The 24,404-nt window shown below is 68.5% G+C and carries 20 protein-coding genes; 8 read left to right on the top strand and 12 right to left on the bottom strand.

The window, feature by feature from the left end; all coding sequences use genetic code 11:
- Positions 1-28: 28 nt before the first annotated feature.
- Genes ACM6JT_RS00715 through ACM6JT_RS00705 form a run of 3 tightly spaced genes read right to left on the bottom strand, consistent with a single transcriptional unit; the run spans position 29 to position 3,690 of the window.
- The gene (locus ACM6JT_RS00715; RefSeq protein WP_217587994.1) at positions 29-1,051 is read right to left on the bottom strand and encodes a histone deacetylase family protein; all 1,023 of its coding nucleotides are present in this window, start codon (positions 1,049-1,051) and stop codon (positions 29-31) included.
- 25 nt (positions 1,052-1,076) lie between these two features.
- Positions 1,077-2,348, bottom strand: coding sequence for a Zn-dependent hydrolase (locus tag ACM6JT_RS00710; protein WP_414855790.1), 1,272 nt, complete (start codon positions 2,346-2,348; stop codon positions 1,077-1,079).
- Positions 2,349-2,379: 31 nt separating this feature from the next.
- Entirely contained in the window at positions 2,380-3,690 is a 1,311-nt protein-coding gene (locus ACM6JT_RS00705; protein WP_034183238.1) for an MFS transporter, read from the bottom strand.
- A 191-nt stretch (positions 3,691-3,881) separates the two neighbouring features.
- Between ACM6JT_RS00705 and ACM6JT_RS00700 the strand changes: the two genes are divergently transcribed.
- Positions 3,882-4,838: a LysR family transcriptional regulator gene (locus ACM6JT_RS00700; protein ID WP_034183237.1), complete on the top strand. Its 957-nt coding sequence runs from the start codon at positions 3,882-3,884 to the stop codon at positions 4,836-4,838.
- Between the two features lie 58 nt (positions 4,839-4,896).
- Here the strand turns inward: ACM6JT_RS00700 and ACM6JT_RS00695 are convergent, their stop codons facing one another.
- The 8 genes from ACM6JT_RS00695 to ACM6JT_RS00660 all read right to left on the bottom strand — a co-directional run bounded on the left by ACM6JT_RS00695 (position 4,897) and on the right by ACM6JT_RS00660 (position 14,735).
- Positions 4,897-5,955 carry a porin gene (locus ACM6JT_RS00695; protein ID WP_414855817.1) on the bottom strand — a complete coding sequence of 353 codons (1,059 nt, stop codon included), beginning with the start codon at positions 5,953-5,955 and terminating at the stop codon, positions 4,897-4,899.
- Positions 5,956-6,128: 173 nt separating this feature from the next.
- Positions 6,129-7,559 (bottom strand): purine-cytosine permease family protein, encoded by a 1,431-nt coding sequence (locus ACM6JT_RS00690; protein WP_414855789.1) that lies wholly within the window; start codon positions 7,557-7,559, stop codon positions 6,129-6,131.
- 304 nt (positions 7,560-7,863) lie between these two features.
- Positions 7,864-8,541 (bottom strand): SOS response-associated peptidase family protein, encoded by a 678-nt coding sequence (locus ACM6JT_RS00685; protein WP_407971314.1) that lies wholly within the window; start codon positions 8,539-8,541, stop codon positions 7,864-7,866.
- 147 nt (positions 8,542-8,688) lie between these two features.
- A complete protein-coding gene (locus ACM6JT_RS00680; protein WP_034183235.1) occupies positions 8,689-9,318 on the bottom strand; it encodes an NAD(P)H-binding protein in 630 nt (209 codons plus the stop codon).
- Positions 9,319-9,711: 393 nt separating this feature from the next.
- Positions 9,712-11,103 (bottom strand): dihydrolipoyl dehydrogenase, encoded by a 1,392-nt coding sequence (gene lpdA, locus ACM6JT_RS00675; protein ID WP_407971313.1) that lies wholly within the window; start codon positions 11,101-11,103, stop codon positions 9,712-9,714.
- 5 nt (positions 11,104-11,108) lie between these two features.
- Complete coding sequence (locus ACM6JT_RS00670; RefSeq protein WP_414855788.1) at positions 11,109-12,458, bottom strand: dihydrolipoamide acetyltransferase family protein; 1,350 nt, start codon at positions 12,456-12,458, stop codon at positions 11,109-11,111.
- Position 12,459: 1 nt separating this feature from the next.
- Entirely contained in the window at positions 12,460-13,500 is a 1,041-nt protein-coding gene (locus ACM6JT_RS00665) for an alpha-ketoacid dehydrogenase subunit beta (protein ID WP_034183233.1), read from the bottom strand.
- A gap of 2 nt (positions 13,501-13,502) precedes the next feature.
- Entirely contained in the window at positions 13,503-14,735 is a 1,233-nt protein-coding gene (locus ACM6JT_RS00660) for a 3-methyl-2-oxobutanoate dehydrogenase (2-methylpropanoyl-transferring) subunit alpha (protein ID WP_414855787.1), read from the bottom strand.
- Between the two features lie 1,014 nt (positions 14,736-15,749).
- Between ACM6JT_RS00660 and ACM6JT_RS00655 the strand changes: the two genes are divergently transcribed.
- The 7 genes from ACM6JT_RS00655 (at position 15,750) to ACM6JT_RS00625 (ending at position 23,024) form a co-directional block, all read left to right on the top strand.
- Positions 15,750-16,775 (top strand): substrate-binding domain-containing protein, encoded by a 1,026-nt coding sequence (locus tag ACM6JT_RS00655; protein ID WP_414855786.1) that lies wholly within the window; start codon positions 15,750-15,752, stop codon positions 16,773-16,775.
- Positions 16,776-16,848: 73 nt separating this feature from the next.
- Positions 16,849-17,877: an ABC transporter substrate-binding protein gene (locus ACM6JT_RS00650; RefSeq protein WP_414855785.1), complete on the top strand. Its 1,029-nt coding sequence runs from the start codon at positions 16,849-16,851 to the stop codon at positions 17,875-17,877.
- A gap of 17 nt (positions 17,878-17,894) precedes the next feature.
- Positions 17,895-18,719 (top strand): ABC transporter permease, encoded by an 825-nt coding sequence (locus ACM6JT_RS00645; protein WP_131946831.1) that lies wholly within the window; start codon positions 17,895-17,897, stop codon positions 18,717-18,719.
- 10 nt (positions 18,720-18,729) lie between these two features.
- Entirely contained in the window at positions 18,730-19,638 is a 909-nt protein-coding gene (locus ACM6JT_RS00640; RefSeq protein WP_034183189.1) for an ABC transporter permease, read from the top strand.
- Positions 19,639-19,645: 7 nt separating this feature from the next.
- The gene (locus tag ACM6JT_RS00635; RefSeq protein ID WP_152855269.1) at positions 19,646-20,677 is read left to right on the top strand and encodes an ABC transporter ATP-binding protein; all 1,032 of its coding nucleotides are present in this window, start codon (positions 19,646-19,648) and stop codon (positions 20,675-20,677) included.
- A gap of 86 nt (positions 20,678-20,763) precedes the next feature.
- Positions 20,764-21,588 carry a phosphodiesterase gene (locus tag ACM6JT_RS00630; protein WP_414855784.1) on the top strand — a complete coding sequence of 275 codons (825 nt, stop codon included), beginning with the start codon at positions 20,764-20,766 and terminating at the stop codon, positions 21,586-21,588.
- A 236-nt stretch (positions 21,589-21,824) separates the two neighbouring features.
- Positions 21,825-23,024, top strand: a complete 1,200-nt coding sequence (locus tag ACM6JT_RS00625; protein WP_034183186.1) for an MFS transporter — start codon at positions 21,825-21,827, stop codon at positions 23,022-23,024.
- Between the two features lie 21 nt (positions 23,025-23,045).
- Here the strand turns inward: ACM6JT_RS00625 and ACM6JT_RS00620 are convergent, their stop codons facing one another.
- Positions 23,046-24,218 (bottom strand): EamA family transporter, encoded by a 1,173-nt coding sequence (locus ACM6JT_RS00620; RefSeq protein ID WP_414855783.1) that lies wholly within the window; start codon positions 24,216-24,218, stop codon positions 23,046-23,048.
- Positions 24,219-24,404 lie beyond the last annotated feature (186 nt).

Below are 24,404 nucleotides of genomic sequence, written 5' to 3'. Positions count from 1 at the left end.
GCGGCGCACGCGATCCGGCGCTGCTGCGTCAGCGCGCGCCGGCAAACCCGCCGAAGAACGCACGCGCGTTCGCGTCGAGGCTGTCGAGGTGATAACCGCCCTCCTGCACGATCACCGTCGGCAACCCGAGCGCACCGATCGCGCCGCCGAGCCGCCCGAAACCGTCGGTCGTGACGGCGACCTGCGATTGCGGATCGTCCTTGTAGATGTCGAAGCCGAGCGCGAGCACGAGCGCGTCGGGCCCGAACCGCGCGAGCGCGCGCAGCGCGTCATCGAGCCGCTCGAAGAACGCTGACTCCGGCGCGCCGTGCGGCATCGGCAGGTTGAGGTTGAAGCCGTCGCCCGCCCCCGCGCCCGTCTCTTCCTCGTAGCCGGCGACGACCGGATAGAAGTTGGTCGGATCGCCATGAATCGATACGTACAACACGTCGTCGCGACCGTAGAAGATCTCCTGCACGCCCTGCCCGTGATGCATGTCGGTGTCGAGGATCGCGACGCGCCGATGGCGGCCGAGCAGCGATTGTGCGGCAATCGCCGCATTGTTCAGGTAGCAGAAGCCGCCGGCCGCGTCGCGACGCGCATGATGGCCGGGCGGCCGGCACAGCGCGTAGGCCTCGCGCGCGCCGTCGTTGACGTCGGCCGCGGCCGCGAGCGCACCCTGCGCGGACCAGTACGCGGCGCGCCACGTGTTCGCGCCGACCGGGCAGCTGCCGTCGGCGAGGTAGCGCGCGGCTTTCGCGAGTATGCCGCGCAGCGGGTTCGGATCGCGCACGAACACGTTCGACATCACTTCGTCGCCCCAGTCGTCGGGCATCTGCTTCCAGTCGCGGTGCGCGTCCTCGAGAAAGCGCAGGTAGTTCATGTCATGCACGGCCGCGATCGGCGCGGTGCCGCGGTCGGCCGGCTCGCACACGTCGAAGTCGAGCGAGCGCACCGCCGCGACGAGCCGCGCCGCGCGCTCGGGCACTTCCTGCGGTTCGCGCATCTGCCCGCGCGACAGGTAGCTGCGCGGATGGTGCAGCAGTTGTTCGGGATGGAAATAGGTTTTCATCGTTCGTCCTCGTCGGTTCGCCGCGTCATGCATCGTGCGCGGTGGTCGCCGCTTCGGCGCGCGCGGCGACGCCGGCGCGCGCCAGCACCGCATGGAGCAGCACGTTCGTGCCGCGCGTCACGTCGTCGGGCAACGCATCCTCGGCTTCGTTGTGCGACAGGCCGTCGACGCACGGGATGAACACCATCGCGGTCGGGAAGCGGCGCGCGAGCAGGATCGCATCGTGGCCGGCACCGCTGACGATCCGCTCGTTCGTGTAGCCGAACGCGGCGGCCGCCTGCGCGACCAGCTCGACGCAATCGCGATCGAACGGCGTCGCCGGGCTGCGCCAGCAAGTGTCGATCGCGACCTGCACGCCGCGCGCTGCGGCGATGCGCGCGCACGCATCGCGCAGGTCGCGCTCCATCGCATCGACTTCGGCATCGTCGTGATGGCGCAGGTCGACCGTGAACGTCACGTCGCCGGCAATGGTGTTGCGCGACGCGTTGCGGATGCCGACCTGCCCGATCGTCGCGAGCCCGCGCGGCGCGTAGCCGGCGACGATCCGTTCGAGTTCGAGCGCGATCTGCGCGCTCGCGAAATACGCGTCCTTGCGATACGGCATCGGCGTCGTGCCCGCGTGCGCGGCGACGCCCGTTACCGCCACGTCGAGCCAGCGGATCGCCTGCCCGCCCGTGACGACGCCGATCGTCGTGCCGTTCGCCTCGAGCACGGGCCCCTGCTCGATATGCGCTTCGAAATACGCATCGACCGCGCCGCCCGTCGCGCGCGTGCCGCGATAGCCGCATGCGTCGAGTGCCGCGCCGAGCGTGACGCCGTCGGCGTCCTGCTTCGCGAGCGCCTCGTCGAGCGGCAACGCACCCGTGAACACGGCCGAGCCGAGCATCGCCGGCGCGAAGCGCGCGCCTTCCTCGTTGGTCCACGACACGATTTCCAGCGGCTTGTCGGTCGCGACGCCTGCGTCGTTCAGCGTGCGCACGAGTTCGAGCGCGGCGAGCACGCCGTACACGCCGTCGAAGCGGCCGCCTTCGGGCTGCGTATCGAGATGGCTGCCGATCAGCACCGGCGCGGCCTGCGCATCGGTGCCGTCGCGCCGCGCAAACAGGTTGCCGGCTGCATCGACGCTCACCGTCATCCCAGCGTCGCGGCACCATTGCGCGAACAGGTCGCGGCCGCGGCGGTCGTCGTCGGTGAGCGCGAGGCGCCGCACGCCGCCGCGCGGCGTCGCGCCGACACGTGCCATGTCGGCCAGGCTCTGCCACAGACGTCCGCCGTCGATTTCCAACAGGTCTTTCATTTGCACTCCGGATGAATTCGTTCTTAATGGTTCAATGCGAACCGAGCGCTTCGGCAGCGGCCGGCTGCGCCGCCCGGCGCGCATCGAGCGCGACGATGCAGAGCAGCGAGATGCCCGCGAGACACGTGTAGAACACCGCGAGCGGCCACCACTGACCCGTGAAGCGATGCGCGAGCCACGTGCCGACGAGCGGCGTCAGGCCGCCCGCGATCGCGCCGCAGATCTGGTACGCAAGCGAGATCGCCGAATAGCGCACATGCGCGGGAAACACGTCGCTGACGAAGCCCGCGATTACCGAATAGAAACCGGCCATGCACACGACCGCGAGCGCGATGCCCGCGACGAGCGACGCGGACGTGCCGCCCTGCACGAGCATGAACATCGGATACGGCGACAGCATCGCGAGCAGCGCCGCGAGCTTCAGGAAGCGCGCGCCGCCGATCCGCTCGGCGATCCATGCGGCGATCGGCTGCGCGACGAACTGGATGATCGCAACCGCGAACAGGCTGTCGAGGATCAGCGAGCGCGATACGCCGACGTACTGCGTGGTGTACGCGATCATGAACGTGTTCGTGAAATAGACGCCCGCGATCCCGATCGTGTTCGCGCCGATGCAAAGCAGCACGAGCCCCGACGCGGAACGGAACACTTCGGCGACCGGCAGCTTCACCGTGCGGTTCGCTTCCTTCATGCGAGCGAATTCCGGCGACTCGTTCACGCCGAGCCGGATCAGGAGGCCGACCACGAGCAGCACCGAACTCGCGAGAAACGGCAGGCGCCAGCCCCATGCGAGGAAGTCGGCCTTGTCCATCGACGTGACCGCGCGGAACGCGATCAGCGACAGGATCAGCCCGGCCGGGCTGCCGAGTTGCGCGAACGACGCGAAGAACGTGCGGCGCCCCTGCGGTGCATGCTCGCCCGCCATCAGCACCGCGCCGCCCCATTCGCCGCCGACCGCGATCCCCTGCACGACGCGCAGCACGACGAGCAGCACCGGCGCGAGCACGCCGACCTTCGAATAGTCGGGCAGCAGCCCGACGCAGACGGTCGCGACGCCCATCATCATCAGCGTCGTCATCAGCGCCTTCTTGCGGCCGATACGATCGCCGAGATGGCCGAAGATGACGCCGCCGAGCGGCCGCGCGAAGAAGCCGACCGCGAACGTCGCGAACGACGCCATCGTGCTGACGAACGGGTCGTGCGACGGGAAATAGAGTTCGCCGAACACGAGCGCGGCGGCGGTCGCGTAGATGTAGAAGTCGTACCACTCGATCATCGTGCCGATGAACGCGGCCGTCGCGGCGCGTCCCGGCTGGCGGGCGGAAGGAAGGGACTGGGTCATGCGGGCTCCTGATGCGCGCCGCGTTGCGGGCGACACGCAATATCGTGGTGACGGCCGTCTGTCGCGGCCTCGCGCCGCACGCTGCGGCACCCCTCCTTTATCGGCGACCGCAAATCATTAGTCAAATTTCAAGTTATTATTCGCCGTATAAATTTAACTAATGTTCGACCCGACACCCGCCCGGAGACCCGATGCGCCCCGACCTCGCCCCGTTCCTGAACGACCGTCTCGACTGGAACCTGCTGCGTACCTACCTGGTGATCATCCAGGAGCGCAGCGTGAGCCGCGCGGCCGCGCGCCTGCATGTGACGCAGCCGGCCGTGAGCCAGGCATTGCGGCGGCTCGAGGACGCGCTCGAGCGCCGGCTGATCGAGCGGCGCGGCGCGCACTTCGCGCCGACGCCGGCCGGCGAAGCCGTATACCGGATCGCGAGCGACATCTACGGCGGCATCTCGCGCCTCGAAACGGAAATCGACGACAGCACGGCCGACCTGACCGGTTCGATCCGGCTGCTGACCGTGAGCCGCATCGAATCGCCCGTCTACGACGAGTTCCTCGCGGACTTCCATCGCGCGTATCCGCGCATCGACCTGCAGATCGAAGTGATGCGCTCGTCGGACATTCTTTCGTCGCTGCTGCAGAAGACGGCCACGGCCGGGCTCGGCCTGTGCCGCACGCCGCACGACAAGCTCGAGATGCGCTGCTTCCTGCGCCAGCGTTATGCGATCTACTGCGGCCGCCATCACCGGCTGTTCGGGCAGACGCAACTGCGGATGGACGATCTGCTCGCGGAGAATTTCGTGTCGTTCACGAGCGACCAGATCGGCGACAGCCTGTCGCCGCTCACCGTGTTCCGCGACCAGAAGGGCTTCACGGGGCGCATCGTCGCGTCGTCGCCGAGCCTCGAGGAAGTGCGGCGGCTGATCTTCGCGGGCTACGGGATCGGCTGCCTGCCCGAGCACATCGTGCGCGACGACATCGCGCAGCAGCGGCTGTGGCGGCTGCCGCCCGACGACGGGCTCGTCGATGTCGACGTGTTCCTGCTGTGGCATCGCGACCGCAAGATGAACGCGGCCGAGCACGCGTTTCTCGACGCGATGGAGCGCTGCATGCAGCGCTATTCGCTCGCGGAGCGGCTGGGGAAATAGCGGCGCGAGCGCGCGCGGAGAAAGCGCCGGGCACACACGGCCCGGCGCGTCGACGGCATCAGAAGCGATGCACGATGCCGAGCTGCACGCCGCGCGCGTTCGCGCCCGGATACGCGAGCGGCAGGCCGGGGTTCGCCGCGCCCGCGAGCGTGTAGCCGGCCTGGTTGCGGTTGCGCAGGTACGACAGCGCGCCATAGAAGCTCGTGCGCTTCGACAGGTCGTACTCGTACATCAGCCCGAGCTGGTCCGCGTTGTTGCCCTGCGACGACTGGTCGTGCAGATACGCGTAACCAAGCGCGACATAGTTCGCCGGGTTGAACTGGTATTTGACCGACAGCCCGTACACGCGCGAATCGATCCCGAGGTCGGCCCACTTCACGGCGGAGAAGCCGCCGTACACGGTTGCCTTGCCGAACGCGTACGACGCGCCGGCCATGATCGTGCGATCGGTCGTGGTCGCCGTCGCGTTCTTCAGCCACTGGCCGGCGACGAACGCCGCGAACGGCCCGTGCTCGTAGGTCAGGTCGAACTGCTGGCTGGAACCTGCCGAGCGCGCGCCGCCCGCATCGCCGAACCCGAAATACAGCCCACCCTGGAAGCCGGCGATCTCCGGGCTCTGGTACGACAGCGTATTGCTGGTGCGGAACGCGAACACGGTCAGGTTGTCCATGCCGGACGCCTGCGTGACGCCGCCGAACGCATCCTGCCCGCCCTGGTCATTGAACAGCGGCGAATTCTGCCGGCCCGCGCGCACCTTGCCCCACTGCCCCGCGATGCCGACCCACGCCTGACGGTTGAACATGCTGCCCGAACTCGCCAGCGTGCCGTCGTTCGGGTTGAAGCCGTTTTCCAGTGCGAACTCGATTTTCTGCCCGCCGCCGATATCCTCGCCGCCCTTCAGTCCTAACCGGCTGCCCCACTGGCCACCCGAGTTGATCGCCGCCGTATAGCCGTTGCCGGTATTCACGTACTGCGCGAATTCGTCGATCACGCCGTACAGCGTGACGCCGTCCTGCGCGAGCGCGGCGCCCGAGCCGCAAAGGCACGCGGCCGCGACCGTCATGCGAAGACCCGCATGCGGCGGCCGTACCGCGGAAGCGCTCCCGCGGCATTGCATTTGTTTAGTCATACTATTTTATTGAAGGAGAATGAAACGACGCCGGGCGCGGCGGTAGCGCCGCACCGGCATCGCGGGAAAGCGAATGTGCAGGGGAGCCCGGCGCAGGCCGCGCCCGGCACGACGTCCCGCTCAGGCCGGCAACCGGCCGACCCGATGCGCGAGACGTATCGTCAGTGGTGAACTTCGCCGCGTTCGAGCGGCAGGATCAGGCGTTCGGGGATAACGCGACGCGACGCGCGCGCACCGATGTAATACAGCACGGCCGGCACGATCAGGCCGAGGATCCACGAGATGTCGGTGCCGCCGAGCGCATCGACGAGCGGACCCGTGTAGATGTGCGTCGACATGAACGGCAACTGCACGAGGATGCCGACCACGTAGATCGTGATCGCCATCGCGTTCCAGCGGCCGTAGCGGCCATCCGGATCGGACAGCGCCGGCACGTCGTAGCGCGAGCGCGTGAAGCAGTAGTAGTCGACCAGGTTGATCGCGCTCCACGGCGTGAAGAACGCGAGCAGGAACAGGATGAACGCGGTGAATTCCTTCAGGAACGAATGGCGGCCCGCGAGCGCGATCAGCGTCGACACGCAGATCATCCCGAAGATGTACACGAGGCGGCTCTTCGACGACACGGCACCCTTGCCGCGAAAGCCGCTGACGATCGTCGCCATCGACATGAAGCTGCCGTACGCGTTGAGCGCCGTCACCGTCACCTTGCCGAACGCGATGCTGAAGTACAGCAGCGCGGCCACGGCGCCCGTCGAGCCGAGACCGACGATATACGCGACTTCATGGTGCGCGAACTGGCTGCCGGCCAGCGCGGCCGCGAACACACCGAACACCATCGCCGCCTGCGCGCCGATCACCGAGCCCAGGCCGACCGCGAGAAACGTCGCGACCGACGACGTCGAGCGCGGCAGGTAGCGCGAATAGTCGGCGACGTACGGGCCGAACGCGATCTGCCACGACGCCGACAGCGACATCGACAGCAGGAAGCTCGCGAGCGAGAAATGCCGGTTCGCGAGCAGCGCGCCGACGTCGTGGTTCGCGAACAGCTGCGAGAACATGTAGACGAACGCGACGATGCCGACCACGCTCGCGATCCGGCCGACGAAGTGGATCGCGCGATAGCCGAACACGGTCAGCACGACGATCACGGCCGCGAACAGCAGGATGCCGGCCGCGTCGTCGACGTGCAGCAGCTGCGCGACGGCCTGCCCGGCCAGCACCGAGCCGCTGGCGGAAAAGCCGATATACATCAGGCACACGAGCACGATCGGGATCATCGCGCCGTACACACCGAACTGCACGCGGCTCGAGATCATCTGCGGCAACCCGAGCTGCGGCCCTTGCGCGCCGTGCAGCGCCATCACCGCGCCGCCGACGAGCTGGCCCAGCAGCAGCGCGACCAGCGACCAGAACACGTCGCCGCCGAGCACGACGGCGAGCGCGCCCGTGACGATGGCGGTGATCTGCATGTTCGCCGACAGCCACAGCGTGAACTGGCTCAGCAGTCCGCCGTGGCGTTCGGCATCGGGAATGAAGTCGATCGAGCGAACCTCGATCAGGCCGCCGGCTTTTCCACTGGAATTCGTTGACACGGGGGAAATCTCCAAAATACTCAGGATCGCAAATGGTTTTAAAAAGACAGGAATCTGCGAGCCGCCCTTTCGGCTCTTCGGGTGCGGGGCGCCGTGGATCGCCGGCATGCGCCACGCACGCACGGTTTGCACGCTGGCGCGCAAGCGGCACGACGTGTGCCGACATTGCCAGCGGATGATCTTGTATATACAACTTGCGAGATATCGGTGATTACCCGGAATCGGCAAATTTTGGAAATTGTCCGAATGATCGCGACGCGTCCGGCGGATTTGATTGCAAGTCGGACGTCGGAAAAATGAAAGGTCAGGCGCTCGCGGGCGGTGCCTGATCGGGCGCGGCCGCCATGTCGCCGGCGGGGAGCAGGTTCAGCATGCGCCGCGCGGCTTCGCTGCCGCGCGCATGCAGCCATTCGTCGTAGTCGTCGCGCCGCAGGATCACGACGCCCCGCTTCTCGTCGCCGGGCCGATGCATCCGCGCGAACACCGGATGATCGTCGGCATTCACCGTGAGCATCGCCATGCCGATGCATTCGCGGCCGTCGGCGCTTTCGTAGCGCCGCCAGATGCCGGCGACACAGTACGGCTGCCAGCCGTCGACGCCGATCCGCTGCCACACGTTGCGGCCGGTTTCGTAACATGGCTCGCAGATCCACCGCGCCGGAATCAGGCAGCGCTGGCCGTTGCGCCACGCACTACCGTAGAGCCGCGACGAACCGACCGTTTCCGCGCGAGCGTTCATCGTATCGAGCTTCTTTCTTTTCCGGCCGTTCTCGTCGAGCCGCTCGGGCTGCATGAATTTCGGCCAGAAGCCGAACACGGCCGCCACGACCGCGAGGCCGTCGCCGTCGGCGCGCGCGATCGGCGCCGCGTAGTCGGGATACACGTCGGGTGCCCACGGGTCGCGGCGGTACAGATCGCCGATGCCGATCTTCAGCTCGCTGATGCCCGGGTCTTCACCGGGGGCGCGGTAGTGGGTGCACACGGTTCGGATGACGATGGAAGCAATGTCTCCATCGTAGGTCAGCGCGCGTGCCGCGAGCGCGCTATCGCTTTGTATGACGAAACGGTTTTACGAATCGACCATGCGCCGGGATTCGGCCGGCGCATCCCGTCATGCGCGCGCTCCGTTTCAGACGAGCCGATCCGATGCGACGACCTGCACACCCGGCCGCGCATCGATCGCGGCGTCGACCAGTGCGCGCGCAATCCGTGACGCGGGATTCACGCGCCACTTCGCCGGCAACACGGGTCGGGCGATGTTCAACGCGAACACCAGCAGCCGCTCGCCGAGCCTGAATTCGTCGCGGCTGCCGCCGATCAGGCCCGGCCGCACATAAGTGAGCGACGCGAACCCGACGCCGGCCAGCGCCTGTTCGACCTCGCCCTTGACGCGGTTGTAGAAGATGCGCGACGCCGGATCCGCGCCGAGCGCCGAATTCAGCACGTAGGCCGGCGTGCCGTGCCGGTGCGCGAGCCGCGCGACCGCGAGCGGATAGTCGTGATCGACGCGCCGGAATGCCGCCTGCGAGCCGGCGGTCCGCATCGTGGTGCCGAGCGTGCAGATCACCGCATCGGCCTGCCACCAGTCGGCCGTGTCGGGCAGATGATCGAAGTCGACCTCCAGTGCGCGCATCTTCGGATGCGGCGACAACGGCCTACGCGCGAGGACGACCACGTGATCGACCCGCGCATCGGCAAGCGCGACTTCGAGGACGTGGCGCCCGACGAGTCCGGTCGCGCCGACGAGCAGCAGTTTCATGTCCGGTTCTTCCGTGTGGAGCCTGCGTTGGCGGGCCGGGAGCGGCCCGGTTTCCGGCTATCGACATGATGGTCGGCCGACGTGGCGCCGGCAACCGGCCCCCATCTCTAAAAATTACAGGCTGCACTCATGCCCTATCTCGAACTGGCCGCGTCGCGCCGCCGGCTCCGGGCCATCGCATCTCAGACCATTAAAGATTACGGTTATCAGATATTTGTGCGACGAACGATATAAAACCCATTCGCGGGCTTTTTTGCGTCGCCAAAGCCGTGCGCGACCGATTCGGATTTGCTTCGGCTCAGAAACCGGCACAGCTCGCAGCAAACGGCACGACAACCTGAAAGCCGCCGATGCGCACATTGCGCACCGGCGCCTCCGTTTCAGAACGACGCGTCAAACATGCAACGCATGCCCCAGCGCTCGCAACGCCGCTTCCTGCAGCGCTTCGCCCAACGTCGGATGCGCATGGATCGTGCCGCCGATGTCTTCCAGCCGCGCGCCCATCTCCAGCGACTGCGAGAACGCCGCAGCCAGCTCCGACACGCCGCGCCCGACGGCCTGCCAGCCGACGATCAGGTGGTTGTCGCGCCGCGCGACGACGCGAACGAAACCTTCGGTCGCCTGCAGCGTCATCGCGCGCCCGTTCGCCGCGAACGGGAACGACGCGCTCAGACAATCGACGCCGGCCGCGCGGGCGTCGTCCGGCGACCAGCCGGCCGTCACGATCTCTGGATCCGTGAAGCACACGGCCGGGATCGATGCCGGCATGAACTTGCGGCGCCGGCCGGCAATCAGCTCGGCGACCACCTCACCCTGCGCCATCGCGCGATGCGCGAGCATCGGCTCGCCGGCGACGTCGCCGATCGCCCAGACGTTGCGCATCGACGTCCGGCATTCGTCGTCGATCCACAGCGCCCGGCCGTTGCGATCGAGCGGCAGCGCTTCGAGCCCGAAGCCGTCGACGCGCGGCCGGCGGCCGACCGCGACCAGCACGCGATCGGCCGGCAGCGTCCGTTCCGCGCCATCGGCCGCCTGCACACGCACCGCGCCGTCCTGCGCGAGCCCGAGCACCTTGTGGCCGAGGCATAACCCGACGCCGAGCCGCGCGAGCGAATCGGCAACCGGCCTCGCGAGCTCGGCATCGTACGCAGGCAACACGCGCTCCGCCGCTTCGACGACGCTGACGTCGACCCCGAGCTTGCGATAGACGATCCCGAGTTCGAGCCCGATATACCCGGCCCCGACGACGACCAGCCGCTTCGGCAACGTCGTGGGCGACAGCGCCTCGGTGGACGACACGACGTGCCCGCCGAACGGCATCGACGGCAGTTCGACCGGTTCGGAACCGGTCGCGAGCAACAGGTGCTCGCAACCGATCCGCGCCGTATGGCCGCCGGCGACGACGTCGACAGTCTTGCCATCGACCACGCGCGCTTCGCCGTGCAGCACGCGCACGCCGTTCTTCTTGAGCAGCGCGCCGACGCCGCGCGTCAGCCGGTCGACGATGCCGTCCTTCCACGCGACGCTTTGCGCGATGTCGATCTCGGGCGTGCGCACGCGGATCCCGAGCGCCCCTTCGCCGGCCTGGCCGCACGCCTGTTCGAATGCGTCGGCCACGTGGATCAGCGCCTTCGACGGAATGCAGCCGATGTTCAGGCACGTGCCGCCGAGCCGGTCGCGCTCGACCAGCACGGTCGGAATGCCGAGCTGGCCGGCGCGGATCGCGGCGACATAGCCGCCCGGGCCGCCGCCGATCACGAGCAACGTGGTGTGTTCGTTTTTCATCGGCATCACTCCACGAACAGCAGTGCCGGGCGTTCGAGCACCCCGCGCACGGCCTGGATGAACTCGGCCGCGTCCGCGCCGTCGACGACGCGATGGTCGAACGACGACGACAGGTTCATCATCTTGCGCGCGACGACCGCGCCGTCGCGAATCATCGGTCGCTCGACGATCCGGTTCACGCCGACGATGCCGACTTCGGGATGATTGATGACCGGTGTCGACACGATGCCGCCGAGCGCGCCGAGGCTCGAGATCGTGATCGTCGAGCCGCTCAACTCGTCGCGCTGCGCGCGGTTCGCGCGCACCGCATCGGCGAGCCGCGCGATTTCGGCGGAGATCGACCATACGTCGCGCGCTTCCGCATGACGCAGTACGGGCACCGTGAGGCCCGCATCCGTCTGCGTCGCAACACCCATGTGCACCGCGCCGTAGCGCGTGACGACGCCCGCTTCGTCGTCGAAGCGCGCGTTGATCTGCGGGAAGTCGCGCAGCGCGATCACCATCGCGCGGATCAGCAGCGGCAGCGGCGTGAGCCGGCCGCGCGTATCGCCGTAGCGGCGGTTCAGGTCCGCGCGCAACGATTCGAACTCGGTGACGTCGATTTCCTCGACATAGCTGAAGTGCGGAATGCGGCGCTTCGCTTCCTGCATCTTGCGCGCGATCGCGCGCCGCAGGCCGATCACCGGCACGTCGGTTTCGTCGTTGCGTTCTTCGTAGCCGTGCGCTTGCGACGCACGCGCCGCACCGCCGCTCGTCTTCGCATACGCGTCGAGGTCCGCGTGCAGGATCCGCCCGGCTTCACCCGTGCCGCGCACATAGCGCAGCTCGATGCCCATGTCCCATGCGCGCTGACGCACGGCCGGCGACGCGAGCGGCCGTTCGCCCGGCGCGAGCGCCGCGCGCGGCTGCGCCGCATGCTCGGCACGTTCCGCACGACGCGGCTCCGCGGGGGCGCGGTTCGCCGCACGATCCGGCGCCGCAGCGGCCGCAGGCGCTGCCGCCGGCGCGTCGGCCACCGGCACCGGCTTTGCCGCCGCTACCGTCTGAACCGGCGCCGCTTCCGCATTCGCCTGCGCTTCGCGCGCCGGCGCACCCGCCTTCAGGTTGCCATCGCCTTCAACTTCGAGCCGTATCAACTCGCTGCCGACCGCCATCATCTCGCCGATCCGGCCGCCAAGTTCCAGCACCTTGCCCGACACCGGCGACGGAATCTCGACCGCCGCCTTGTCGGTCATCACGTCGGCGAGCGGCTGGTCTTCCGTGATCGTCTGTCCGACTTCCACATGCCAGGCCACCAGCTCGACCTCGGCGATCCCTTCGCCGATATCCGGCATCTTGATGACATGAATCCCCATTTCACGCCTCCATCACGCGTCGCAACGCTTCGCCGACCCGGGCCGGGCCCGGAAAGTACGCCCATTCCTGCGCATGCGGATACGGCGTGTCCCAGCCCGTCGTGCGCTCGACCGGCGCCTCGAGGTGGTAGAAGCAATGTTCCTGGACCAGCGACACCAGTTCCGCGCCGTAGCCGCAGGTGCGCGTCGCCTCGTGCACCACGACGCAGCGCCCGGTCTTGCGCACCGACGCGACGACCGTGTCGAGGTCGAGCGGCCACAGCGTGCGCAGGTCGATCACCTCCGCGTCGATGCCCGTCTCCTCGGCCGCGGCGAGCGACACGTGCACCGTCGTGCCGTACGTCAGCACCGTCACGTCGTTGCCGGGCCGCACCACGGCGGCCGTATCAAGCGGCACCGTGTAGTAGCCCTCGGGCACGGCGCTCGCCGGATGCTTGAGCCACGACGTGACGGGCCGTTCGTGATGGCCGTCGAACGGCCCGTTGTACAGCCGTTTCGGCTCGAGGAAGATCACCGGATCGTCGTTCTCGATCGACGCGATCAGCAGCCCTTTCGCGTCGTACGGATTCGACGGCATCACCGTGCGCAGCCCGCACACCTGCGTGAACATCGCCTCCGGGCTCTGGCTGTGCGTCTGGCCGCCGTAGATACCGCCGCCGCACGGCATCCGGATCGTCATCGGCGCGGTGAACTGGCCGGCCGAGCGATAGCGCAGCCGAGCGCCTTCCGACACGATCTGGTCGGATGCCGGGTAGAAATAGTCGGCGAACTGGATCTCGCACACCGGGCGCAGCCCGTATGCGCCCATCCCCACCGCGACGCCGACGATCCCGCCTTCCGAGATCGGCGCATCGAACACGCGCGACTTGCCGTATTTGTTCTGCAGTCCTTCGGTGCAGCGGAACACGCCACCGAAATAACCGACGTCCTGCCCGAACACGACCACGTCGCCGTCGCGCCCGAGCATCACGTCCATCGCGGAGCGCAGCGCCTGGATCATCGTCATCGGCTGCGTCGCCGTGGCTGTCTCTTGGTGCGCCATGGTCATGCTCCCAGTTCCTGGCGCTGACGGCGCAGATGCGCGGGCAGCTCCTTGTACACGTCGTCGAACATCGAGGCCGGCGACGGAATCCGGTCGTCGGCCAGCGACCCGTATTTCTCCGCTTCCTTCTGCGCGGCGATCACCTCGGCCTCGAGCTCGGCCGTCAGCGCGTCGTGCGCGCTGTCCGACCAGATGCCCTTGACGATCAGGTGGCGCTTGAAGCGGGCGATCGGATCGCCGAGCGGGAAATGAGACCAGTCGTCGCTCGGCCGGTACTTGGTCGGATCGTCCGACGTCGAATGCGCGCCCGCGCGGTAGGTCACCCACTCGATCAGCGTCGGGCCGAGATTGCGGCGTGCGCGTTCGGCCGCCCAGCTCGACGCCGCGTAGATCGCGAGGAAGTCGTTGCCGTCGACGCGCAGCGACGCGATCCCGCAGCCGACGCCGCGCCCCGCGAACGTCGTGCCTTCGCCGCCCGCGATCGCCTGGAACGTCGAGATCGCCCACTGGTTGTTGACGACGTTCAGCACGACCGGCGCGCGGTACACGTGCGCGAACGTGAGCGCGGTGTGGAAGTCGGCTTCGGCCGTCGCGCCGTCGCCGATCCATGCGGACGCGATCTTCGTGTCGCCCTTGATCGCCGACGCCATCCCCCAGCCGACCGCCTGGATGAACTGCGTCGCGAGATTGCCGGAAATCGAGAAAAAGCCCGCGTCGCGGTCCGAGTACATCACGGGGAGCTGGCGCCCTTTGAGCGGGTCGCCTTCGTTCGACATCAGCTGGCAGATCATTCGCTCGAGCGGCACGTCGCGCGCGATCAGGATGCTCTGCTGCCGGTAGGTCGGGAAGCACATGTCGCCGTCGCGCAGCGCCATCGCATGCGCGGTGCCGATCGCCTCTTCGCCGAGACTCAGCATGTAGAACGAGATTTTCTTCTGGCGCTGCGCGATCATCATGCGCGCGTCGAAAATGCGGGTCTTGAGCATCGCGCGCAGCCCGGCGATCAGGCGCGCATCGTCGAGGTCCGGCGCCCACGGGCCGAGGGCTTTGCCGTGGTCGTCGAGCACGCGCACGAGGCTGCGGGCGAGATTGGCGGTGTCCGCCGGGGCAACGTCGATCGGCGGGCGGCGGACCGCGCCGGCCGGCGATAGATGCAGATAGGAAAAGTCCGTCTTGCAGCCCGGGCGCCCGGTGGGCTCCGGCACATGCAGACGCAATGGCTCTGACAGGCTCATCGTGTCGTCTCCACGCTCGATTGTGTCTCACGCTGATAGGCGCGCGCGGCCGGTTGCCGGCCTGCGCGCGGGCTGGCGCGCGGACAAGCACGCCAACCTTGGAAATCTATGCAATGCCGCGCCGGCCGTCGATGACCAACCCGCTCGATCGCGGTGAGCATATTTGCCATGATAGGCGCGGGATGGCGGGATGGTATGCCTGTCGCAGGTGGCGATCGCGCGCGCCTGTGTCGGTTGCATGGTCATCGCATCCGATGCAACGCCGCAGAAACAAAAAACCCGCGAGCGTTCGATCTCTCGCGGGTTTTCGGGCCTTCATGGAATCGCGTGGAAGCGATCGTGGTGCCGGGGACCGGACTTGAACCGGCAAGCCAATCAAGGCGGCGGATTTTCGTCACACTGCTTCTTTCGAAGCCGGCGTCGCGAGCGCGATGCCGTTCGTGCGCTGGACTATGCCTTCGCCGTCGCGCGCGGGCGTGACCGCTGCCCGTGCGCCTTAGGCGCCCCCCGTCTAGTCTCTACACCTTCCTCGCGGGAGCCGCGAGGCTTGGCTCGGCGTTGCCTCGATGCGCGCATCAGGGGTTTCGCCGAATTTGAAGGGTTCTGCACCGACCGTTTCCGGCCGGGCACTCAATCGTTTAAGTCCGCTATGTTTACCAATTTCATCACCCCGGCAAGAGGGCGGACGCGATTCTACCATTGCTTGCGCATGCGTTCCCTTATTCGGGCAACATGCGTTGGGACGCGTCGTACGTGCGCGCTCCATCGCCACTCGACGCACCATCGCATCGCACGCCTTCATCCAGTGTAATCGGCGCCGATACGACACCGCCCGCGATTTCGTCCCGCGCCGCAACATCCGCCGATACAATCGAGCCCGCCTTGTCCGACGGCCCCAAACCGTCTGACGTTTGTATCGCGCCTGTTGCGAAACAAGCGTCGCGCAAGTCATCGCGAAGTCACAAACGTTTTCGATAATCCCCCCTGCCGAAAACGTTTACATCGCGCTACTTCATGACCTCGACCATTAAGGACGTTGCTGCCCTCGCGGGCTTCTCGATCGCCACCGTTTCGCGTGCGATCAACGCACCGCATACCGTCAGCCCCGCCACGCTGCAGACGATCCGCACCGCGATCGACACGCTGCAGTTCCGCCCGAGCCCGCTCGGCCGGCAACTGCGCGGCGAACGCACACGGCTCGTCGGCGTCGTCGTGCCGACGCTGTCGAACCCGGTGTTCGCCGATTGCCTGCAAGGCATCGACGAGCTCGCGACCGCGGCCGGCTTCAAGCTGATCCTGATGACGACCGAATACGACGCGGCGCGCGAGCGTCACGCGATCGAGACGCTGCGCGAGCAGCGCGTCGAAGGGCTGATCCTGACCGTCGCCGACGCGGACACGCACCCGCTGCTCGACATGCTCGACCGCGACGGCCCGCATTACGTGCTGATGCACAACGACACGCAGCGCCGCCCGTCGGTGTCGGTCGACAACCGCCGCGCCGCCTATGACGGCGTGCGGCTGCTGACCGTGCGCGGCCACCGCCGCGTGCTGATGCTGGCCGGTTCGCTCGCCGCATCGGATCGTGCGCGCCAGCGCCATCTCGGTTATGCGCAGGCGCTCGAGGAAAGCGGCGTCGCCACGCTGCCGCCGGTCGAAGTCGACTTCAACGCGCCCGAACTGCCCGACGCGGTGCTCGCGCATCTGACCTCGCGCGCCACGCGCCCGACCGCGCTCTTCTGCAGCAACGACCTGCTCGCGATGGTCGTGATGCGCGGCCTGCGCCGCGCGGGCTTCTCGATCCCGGACGACCTGTCGGTGCTCGGCTTCGACGGGATCGCGATCGGCGAACTGCTCGCACCGCCGCTCGCGAGCGTCGCGACGCCGAACCGCGACATCGGCCGCCACGCATGGCAGCGTCTCGTCGAATGCATCGGCGGCGCAACGATCGAACGCACGTCGCTGATCCTGCCGCACGCGGTGCGCGACGGCGCGACGGTCGCGCCGCCGGCCACCGACCTGCAATTGCGCAAGGCCTGAACGCACCGGCGTGCGACCACGCACGCCGACCACCACCCCACCCCAGCGCCACACACTCGCCCGGAGACCCACCGTGTCCTTTCGCCTGACCTCGCTGCTGCGCGCACTCGCCGCGCCGCTCGCCTGCGCCGCACTTTTCGCCGGCGCACCCGCCGCCCAAGCCGACGAAACGGCGATCTGCTACAACTGCCCGCCCGAATGGGCCGACTGGGCCGCGCAGATCGCGGCGATCAAGCAGAAGACCGGCATCCGCGTGCCGTTCGACAACAAGAACTCGGGCCAGTCGATCGCGCAGCTGATCGCCGAGCAGAAGAGCCCCGTCGCCGACGTCGTCTACCTCGGCGTGTCGTCGGCATTCCAGGCGAAGGACAAGGGCGTGATCGCGCCGTACAAGCCCGCGCACTGGAACGACATCCCCGCGAACCTGAAGGACCCGCAAGGCTACTGGTTCGCGATCCACTCGGGCACGCTCGGCTTCTTCGTGAACAAGGACGCGCTCGACGGCAAGCCGGTGCCGCGCTCGTGGGCCGACCTGCTGAAGCCCGAATACAAGGGCATGGTCGGTTATCTCGATCCGTCCAGCGCATTCGTCGGCTACGCGGGTGCGGTGGCCGTGAACCAGGCGCTCGGCGGCAGCCTCGACAACTTCAAGCCGGCGCTCGACTGGTTCCGCAAGCTGAAGGCGAACGCGCCGATCGTGCCGAAGCAGACCGCGTATGCGCGCGTGCTGTCCGGCGAGATTCCGATCCTGCTCGATTACGACTTCGACGCGTATCGCGCGAAATACAAGGACAACGCGAACGTCGAGTTCGTGATTCCGAAGGAAGGCACGATCGCAGTGCCGTACGTGATGAGCCTCGTGAAGGGCGCGCCGCATGACGCGAACGGCAGGAAGGTGCTCGACTTCGTGCTGTCGGACGAAGGCCAGAAGCTGTGGGCCAACGCGTACCTGCGCCCGGTGCGCGCACAGGCGCTCGGCGCCGATGTCGCCGCGAAGTTCCTGCCGGCGAGCGAGTACGCACGTGCGAAGCCGGTCGACTTCGGCAAGATGGCGGCCGGTCAGCAGGCGTTCGGCCAGCAGTACCTGCAGGTGATGCAGTAAGCAGCAGGACGCAACCGATGCTCGATCTGACTTTCCCGCTGCGCTGGCGCGTCGCGCTCGTCGCGCCGGCGCTCGCGATGTTCGCCGCGTTCTGGCTGCTGCCGATGGCGGCGCTCGTGCAGGTGTCCGCCGACGGCGCGTTCTTCTCGCAGTATGCGGCGCTGCTCGGCAATGCACGCTACATGAAGAGCCTCGGCGAGACCGTCGCGCTGTCCGCGGGCGTCACGCTCGCGACGCTCGCGCTGTCGACGATCTCCGGCCTGCTGCTCGCGCGCCGCGAATTCCGCGGCAAGCGCGTGCTGCTCGCGCTGCTCACGTTCCCGCTCGCGTTCCCGGGCGTCGTCGTCGGCTTCATGGTGATCATGCTCGCCGGGCGCCAGGGGCTGATCGGCATGCTGTCCGCGAAGCTCACCGGCGACAAGTGGGTGTTCGCGTATTCGGTCGCGGGCCTGTTCGTCGGCTACCTGTACTTCTCGATTCCGCGCGTGATCGTCACCGTGATCGCGGCCGCGTCGAAGCTCGACGCGTCGCTCGAGGAAGCCGCGCGCTCGCTCGGCGCGTCGCCGTGGCGCATCTTCGTCGACATCGTGCTGCCCGCGCTTGCGCCCGGCCTGATCGCGGCCGGCGCGATCTGCTTCGCGACCGCGATGGGTGCGTTCGGTACCGCGTTCACGCTGGCCACCGACCTGAACGTGCTGCCGATGACGATCTATACCGAGTTCACGCTGAACACGAACATCGCGACGGCGGCCGGCCTGTCGATCGTGCTCGGCGTCGTCACCTGGGCCGTGCTCGCGCTCGCGCGCCGCTTCACCGGCCACACCGCCGCCGCCGCGGCCTGAGGATTCCTGCATGCAATCGCTTTCCGGCTCTTCCGCGCCGTCTCCGGCGCCCGCTCCCGCTTCCGTTCCCGCGCAGGCGAACGGCGTCGCGCGCCGCGCGCCGCGCGTCACGGGCGCGCGTGCGATCGCCGCGCTGCAATGGGGCGTCACGCTGCTGTTGTGCGCGTTCCTGATCGTGCCCGTCGTGATGTCGGTGCTCGCTGGCCTGACCGTCAACTATTTCCGCGGACTGTCGAGCGGCCTCACGCTGCGCTGGCTCGAACAGGTGTGGCAGCAGTATCACGGCTCGGTCGCGCTGTCTCTATACGTCGCGTTCGCGACGCTCGCGATCGTGCTCGCGGTCGGCGTGCCGGCCGGCTATGCGCTCGCGCGCAGCAAGAGCCGCATCTCGCGCGCGATCGAGGAAGCGCTCGTGCTGCCGGTCGCGCTGCCCGGCCTCGCGTCGGCGCTCGCGCTGCTGGTCGTGTACGGCGGCTTCACCGCGTTCCGGATGAGCCTGTGGTTCATCGTCGTCGGCCACGTCGTGTTCACGCTGCCGTTCATGGTGCGCGCGGTCGCGGCCGTCGCGGCCGGCGCCGACCTGCGCACGCTCGAGGAAGGCGCGGCCAGCCTCGGTGCGTCGTTCGTCACGCGCTTCGTCACGATCGTGCTGCCGAACCTGCGCCCCGGCATCGTCGCGGGCGCGCTCGCGGTGCTCACGCTGTCGATCGGCGAATTCAACCTCACGTGGATGCTGCATACGCCCGACACCAAGACGCTGCCCGTCGGGCTCGCCGATACCTATGCGTCGCTGCGCCTCGAAGTCGGCAGCGCATACACGATCCTGTTCCTGCTGATGACGCTGCCGCTCCTCGTCGCGATGCAATGGCTCGGTGTCGATCCGTCCGGCACGCGTGCACTCAAGCGCCGCCCTCGTTGAACCAACTATGAAACTCGATTCCACTCCCATCACCCTGACCGGCTGCGCGAAGACGTTCCGCGGCACGCGCGTGCTCGAACCGCTCGACCTGTCGATCGGCGCGGGCGAAACGCTCGTGCTGCTCGGGCCGTCGGGCTGCGGCAAGACGACGACGCTGCGCCTGATCGCGGGCCTCGACACGCCGGACGCCGGCGGCACGATCGCGTTCGGCAACGACGACGTGACCGCACTGCCGATCGAGCGCCGGCAGGTCGGCATGGTGTTCCAGAACTACGCGCTGTTTCCGAACCTGACGGTGCGCGGCAACGTCGGCTACGGGCTCAAGATCCGCAAGACCGAGCCGCGCGCGCTGCGCGAACGCGTCGACGAACTGCTCGCGATGATGCGGCTCGACGCGCACGCGGACAAGCCGATCGATCAGCTGTCGGGCGGCCAGCGCCAGCGCGTCGCTCTGGCGCGCGCGCTCGCGGTACGGCCGCGCGTGCTGCTGCTCGACGAACCGCTGACGGCACTCGACGCGAAACTGCGCGACGTGCTGCGTCGCGAGATGAATGCGCTGCTGCGCGAGCTCGGCGTGACGACGGTCTACGTGACGCACGACCAGGCCGAAGCGATGGAACTCGGCGACCGGATCGTCGTGATGGGCGCGGGCCGCATCGAACAGATCGGCACGCCGCGCGACATCTACTACCGGCCGGCCAATCGTACGGTCGCGCAGTTCATCGGCACGCTGAACCGGCTTGGCGGACAATGGCGCGATGGCGCGCTCGTGACGACGGGCGGCGCGATCGTCACGCCGCATGCCGCCGACGAGTGGTTCTTCCGCCCCGAGGATGCACAGCTCGCCGATCCCGCGCATGCGCCGCTGCGCGGCACGGTCGGCGCGTGCGCATTTCTCGGCGAGCGCACGCGGCTCACGATCGAGCACGCGGCGCCCGACGCGCTCGTGATCGACGTGCCGGGCCGCATCGCGCTCGCGCACGGCACGGCGGTCGGCATTACGATTGCACCGGAAGGCCTGATCGCGCTCGGCGCGTAATGCGCTTCGAATGCACCACGGATGCACGCCCCACCGCGGCGCATGACGCCGCACCCACAATAACCAGACGATTCCGAGAACCGACGATGCTGCTAGCTCAAATCAGCGATCTCCACATCAAGCGGCCGGGCCAGCTCGCGTACCGGCGCGTCGACACGGCGGCCGCGCTCGCGCGCTGCATCGCGAAGCTGAACGCGCTCGTGCCGCGCCCCGACGCCGTGCTCGTCACCGGCGACCTGACCGACTTCGGCCACGACGACGAATACGCCAACCTGCGCGACCTGCTCGCGCCGCTCGAGATTCCGTACTACCTGATGATCGGCAATCACGACGACCGCGCCGGGCTGCGCCGCGCGTTCGCCGATCGCGCCGAACTGCAGGACGGCGAATTCGTGCAGTACGCACTCGACGTCGGCGCGGTGCGCGTGCTCGCGCTCGATTCGCAGGTGCCGGGTGCGAGCCACGGCGACCTGTGCGACGCACGGCTCGCATGGCTCGCCGCGCAGCTCGACGCCGCACGCGATCGCCCGGTGATCGTCGCGCTGCATCACCCGCCGTTCGTATCGGGGATCGGCCATATGGACGCACTGCGCCTCGCGCCCGCCGCCGCCGCGCAACTCGACGCGCTGCTGCGTGCTTATCCGAACGTCGAACGCGTGCTGTGCGGCCACGTGCACCGCACGATGTTTACGCGTTTCGGCGGCACGCTCGCGTCGGCCGTGCCGGCGCCCGCGCACCAGGTCGCGTTCGACCTGCGGGCCGATGCGCCATCCGCGTTCCGGCTCGAACCGCCGGCGTTCGCGGTGCATCGTTATGCGCCGGATACGGGGATGACGTCGCACCACGTGTATGTGGACGAAGGCGCCGGGCCTTATCCGTTCTATGAGCCGACGGGGGAACTGGTCGACTGACCGCGTGAAGGACGTGCGATAACGGGCGTCCGGTTGTGCCGGTTGTGCCGGTTGTGCCGGTTGTGCCGGTTGTGCCGGTTGTGCCGGTTGTGCCGGTTCGCCGGTTCGCCGGTTCGCCGCGCCCGGCAGGATTCACGGTGCTCCGGTATGATCGGCAGCCTCGGCTGGCGCCCGGCCCGCCTGCGCACCCGACGCGTGCGCCGCGCGCCGCGCCGCCCAACTTCGCCCGCGCAGCCATGTCCACCGCCTCCACCGACCGTCCGACCGACGCCGCCTCGCCCCACTACTCGCGCAGCCTGCTGTTGCTGCTCGCGACGATCGCGGGCGTGTCCGTCGCGAACATCTACTACAACCAGCCGCTGCTCGACAGCTTCCGCTCGGCCTTTCCCGACGGCGCGTCGTGGATCGGCGCGGTGCCGACCGCGACCCAGCTCGGCTATGCGGCCGGGATGTTCCTGCTCGCGCCGCTCGGCGACCGTTTCGATCGCCGCCGGCTGATCCTGATGCAGATCGCCGGCCTGTCGGTCGCGCTGATCGTGGCGGCCGCCGCGCCGTCGCTGGCCGTGCTCGCCGTCGCGAGCCTCGCGATCGGCGTGCTCGCGACCATCGCGCAACAGGCCGTGCCGTTCGCGGCCGAAATCGCGCCGCCCGCCGAACGCGGGCACGCGGTCGGCACCGTGATGAGCGGCCTGCTGCTCGGCATCCTGCTCGCGCGCACAGCCGCCGGCTTCGTCGCCGAGTATTTCGGCTGGCGCGCGGTGTTCGGCGCGTCGGTTGCGGCGCTCATCGCGCTGGCCGCCGTGATCGTGCTGCGGCTGCCGCGCAGCTCGCCGACGTCGACGCTGCCGTACGGCAAGCTGCTCGGCTCGATGTGGCATCTGGCGGTCGAACTGCGCGGGCTGCGCGAGGCGTCGCTGACGGGCGCCGCGCTGTTCGCGGCGTTCAGCGCGTTCTGGCCCGTGCTCACGCTCTTGCTCGCCGGCGCGCCGTTCCATCTCGGCCCGCAGGCGGCCGGCCTGTTCGGGATCGTCGGCGCGGCAGGCGCGCTTGCGGCGCCCTACGCGGGCCGCTTCGCGGACACGCGCGGCCCGCGCACGATCATCTCGCTCGCGATCGCGCTGCTCGCGCTGTCGTTCGTGATCTTCGCGCTGTCGGGCTCGAGCCTCGTCGGGCTCGTGATCGGCGTGATCGTGCTGGACGTCGGCGTGCAGGCCGCGCAGATCTCGAACCAGTCGCGCATCTATGCGCTGAAGCCCGAGGCGCGCAGCCGCGTCAACACGGTGTTCATGGTGTGCTATTTCATCGGCGGCGCGCTCGGCTCGTCGGCCGGCGTCGCCGCATGGCACGCGTTCGGCTGGACCGGCATGTGTGCAGCCGGGCTGCTGTTCACCGCGCTCGCGGGCTGGTCCCACCATCGCGGCGGCCGGCGCGGCTGAGCGCGACCGGCGGCGCCGACATCACGCGTCGGCGCGCGGTGCCGCCGGTTCGCTCGCGGGCGGCGGTGCGAACGCCTGCGCCGGATCCATGACCACCGCCGGATCCATCACGGCAGCCGGCGTCGGTACCGCCAGCGGGACGGCGGAAGGCGCCAGGATGGGCGCCGCTTCCGGCAGCGCGATCTGATCGGGTGCGGACGCAACGTCTGCCGTCGACGCGGCCGCCGCGACCGGCGAACCGGCAGCCGCCGCGCGTGCCGCGGGCCGGCGCGCCGGATCGAACACGAACGACAGCCCGACGCTGCCGAGGATCGCGACGGTCGCGACCACGGTCGCCATCGTCACCGGTTCGCCAAGCAGCAGCGCACCGAGCGCGACCGCGACGATCGGGTTCACGTACATGCAGCTGCTCGCGATGATCGGGCTCGTGTGGCGGATCAGATAGCCGTACGCGACATACGCGGCCATCGTGCAGAACACCATCAGGTACAGAAACGCGAACACGGGCCCGACGGCCAGCTGCTCGACGCGTTCGCCGAGCAGCCAGGCGACGAGCGTCGACATCAGCCCGCCGAGGCCGATCTGCAGCGACGTGGACAAAAACAGGTCGGACGGCAGCTTGAGCCGCGTCGCGAGATGCGCGCCGCCCGCCCAGAACAGCGCGCCGGCCAGCACGCAGATCGTGCCGAGCGCCGAGTTCGCGGCTGCCGCGCCGCCCGAATTCAGCACGACGATGCCGACCATCCCAAGCGCGACGGCCGCCCACTCGCCCTTCGTCACCGGCCGCCCGGCTACCGCCGCGATCACGGTCGCGAACAGCGGCACCGTGGCCACCATCACCGCGGCCGAGCCGCTGCTGACCGTGCGCATCCCGAGCGCGATCGTGCCCGACGACAGCGCGACGAGCATCGTGCCGACGATCGCCGAGTTGCGGATCTCCAGCAGCGTCGGCCATTCGGGCTTGCGCCGCAGCGCGAAGATGAACAGGCCGATCCCGCCGAGCAGGTTGCGCAACCCCGACAGCAGCAGCGGCGGGAACGACTGCAGCGCGAAATGCAGGCCGGTGTAGGTCGAACCCCAGACGAAATAGATGAACACGAGCGCCAGCGCGACGCGGCCGCCGCGGCTTTGCGGCAGGCGGATCCGGAACGAAAGGCGGGAGAAGAAATCGAGGAGGCGATCGAGCGGGGTCATCGTGCAGCCCGCCCGCACGTCGCGTTGCGTGCTCCGCTGAAAGACGCCGGCAATGCCGGCAAACGGTCCTGGCGGGACCGGGAAGGCAGAGCAAACATGCGGAACGACATGGCAGTGCGAACGGCGACGAAAGAGAACCGGCAAGCGGCGGCAAAGGGGCAAAAAAAACGCGCGCAACCGTTTCGG

This window comes from Burkholderia sp. IT-111MI5, from assembly GCF_949752865.1.
Classification (GTDB): Bacteria; Pseudomonadota; Gammaproteobacteria; order Burkholderiales; family Burkholderiaceae; genus Burkholderia; species Burkholderia pyrrocinia_C.
This window is presented reverse-complemented; position numbering and strand designations above follow the sequence as displayed.

Coding starts and splice junctions, on each gene's coding strand:
- ACM6JT_RS00715 (WP_217587994.1), bottom strand. CDS start 1,051: ATGAAAACCTATTTCCATCCCGAACAACTGCTGCACCATCCGCGCAGC.
- ACM6JT_RS00710 (WP_414855790.1), bottom strand. CDS start 2,348: ATGAAAGACCTGTTGGAAATCGACGGCGGACGTCTGTGGCAGAGCCTG.
- ACM6JT_RS00705 (WP_034183238.1), bottom strand. CDS start 3,690: ATGACCCAGTCCCTTCCTTCCGCCCGCCAGCCGGGACGCGCCGCGACG.
- ACM6JT_RS00700 (WP_034183237.1), top strand. CDS start 3,882: ATGCGCCCCGACCTCGCCCCGTTCCTGAACGACCGTCTCGACTGGAAC.
- ACM6JT_RS00695 (WP_414855817.1), bottom strand. CDS start 5,955: ATGCAATGCCGCGGGAGCGCTTCCGCGGTACGGCCGCCGCATGCGGGT.
- ACM6JT_RS00680 (WP_034183235.1), bottom strand. CDS start 9,318: ATGAAACTGCTGCTCGTCGGCGCGACCGGACTCGTCGGGCGCCACGTC.
- lpdA (WP_407971313.1), bottom strand. CDS start 11,103: ATGAAAAACGAACACACCACGTTGCTCGTGATCGGCGGCGGCCCGGGC.
- ACM6JT_RS00670 (WP_414855788.1), bottom strand. CDS start 12,458: ATGGGGATTCATGTCATCAAGATGCCGGATATCGGCGAAGGGATCGCC.
- ACM6JT_RS00665 (WP_034183233.1), bottom strand. CDS start 13,500: ATGGCGCACCAAGAGACAGCCACGGCGACGCAGCCGATGACGATGATC.
- ACM6JT_RS00660 (WP_414855787.1), bottom strand. CDS start 14,735: ATGAGCCTGTCAGAGCCATTGCGTCTGCATGTGCCGGAGCCCACCGGG.
- ACM6JT_RS00655 (WP_414855786.1), top strand. CDS start 15,750: ATGACCTCGACCATTAAGGACGTTGCTGCCCTCGCGGGCTTCTCGATC.
- ACM6JT_RS00645 (WP_131946831.1), top strand. CDS start 17,895: ATGCTCGATCTGACTTTCCCGCTGCGCTGGCGCGTCGCGCTCGTCGCG.
- ACM6JT_RS00640 (WP_034183189.1), top strand. CDS start 18,730: ATGCAATCGCTTTCCGGCTCTTCCGCGCCGTCTCCGGCGCCCGCTCCC.
- ACM6JT_RS00635 (WP_152855269.1), top strand. CDS start 19,646: ATGAAACTCGATTCCACTCCCATCACCCTGACCGGCTGCGCGAAGACG.
- ACM6JT_RS00630 (WP_414855784.1), top strand. CDS start 20,764: ATGCTGCTAGCTCAAATCAGCGATCTCCACATCAAGCGGCCGGGCCAG.
- ACM6JT_RS00625 (WP_034183186.1), top strand. CDS start 21,825: ATGTCCACCGCCTCCACCGACCGTCCGACCGACGCCGCCTCGCCCCAC.
- ACM6JT_RS00620 (WP_414855783.1), bottom strand. CDS start 24,218: ATGACCCCGCTCGATCGCCTCCTCGATTTCTTCTCCCGCCTTTCGTTC.